We start from the raw sequence: 1,060 nt of genomic DNA, 5'->3' as shown, positions 1-1,060 counted from the left end.
TGGGCGCCCTGGCGCCGGATGCCGGCATGGGTAAAGGCGAGGGCAAGCCCGCCGCGGCGCCGCCCGCGGCCGAGCCGGCCCCGCGGGCCGACGCACAGGCCGCGCTCAAGTTCGATATCGTCCGCGTCGAGCCCAACGGCGAGTCGGTGGTGGCCGGACGCGGCGCGCCGAACACCGTCGTCGAGCTGCTGGTCGACGGCAAGGCGGTGGCCAAGGCGCTGGCCGACCCGAACGGGCAGTTCGCGATCGTGCCGCCGGCCCTGCCCGCGGGCAACAGCGAGATCGTGCTGCGCTCGACCACGGCCGAGGGCCGCGAGACCCGCTCGGCGGACAGCGTCGCGGTGGCGGTCTCGCCCTCGCGCACCGAGAAGCCGCTGGTGGCGCTGATCGCGCCGGACAAGCCGACGGTGGTGCTGTCGCAGCCCGACGCGCCGACGGCGCAAGGGGCGCCGGCCGGGCCGGGTCAGGCGTCGCCGGGTAAGGATGTCGCGAGCAAGGGCGTCGCGAGCAAGGACGTGGCGGGCAAGGACGTGGCGGGCAAGGCGGTGCCGGGCCAGGCGGTGCCGGGCCAAGTCGCACCCGGCAAAGTCTCGTCCGGCAAGGACGGCGCCGGAAGCGGCGCGGCGCCGGGCAAGGCGGCGACGGCCGCGAAGACGACGCCGGACACATCCGCGACGAACGCCCCCGTCAAGATCGTCAGCGTGGACGCGCAGGAGGGCGGGCGGCTGTTCGTCACCAGCCAGGCCTCGCCCGGGGCGACGGTGCGGCTCTACCTCAACGACACGCTGATCGCGCCGGCCAGCGTCGGGGCCGACGGCAAGGTCACCTTCACGATCGGCCGCGGCGTGAAGCCGGGCGACTACATGGTGCGGGTCGACCAGGTCGACGCGGTCTCGGGCAAGGTGCGCGGCCGCGCCGAGGTGCCGTTCTCGGTGCCGGAACCGGCCCGCGTCGCCGCGAACGCCGCGCCGACCAGACCTGCGCCGGACAAGCCCGCGCCCGTCGGCTCCGCGCCCGCCAAGCCGGCGCCTGAAACGCACGCCGAGGCCCGCGTCTCCAC

Annotated in this window: 1 pseudogene; it reads left to right on the top strand. The window is 75.8% G+C overall.

Going from position 1 to position 1,060, the window contains the following annotated elements:
* Window positions 1–26 precede the first annotated feature (26 nt).
* Window positions 27–1,060, top strand: a pseudogene (locus FV229_RS26960) (hypothetical protein); the annotation flags it as partial.

It is taken from the genome of Methylobacterium sp. WL120, from assembly GCF_008039465.1.
Classification (GTDB): domain Bacteria; phylum Pseudomonadota; class Alphaproteobacteria; order Rhizobiales; family Beijerinckiaceae; genus Methylobacterium; species Methylobacterium cerastii.
Note: the sequence above shows the minus strand (reverse complement) of the source record. Positions and strands in the feature narration are given on the sequence as shown.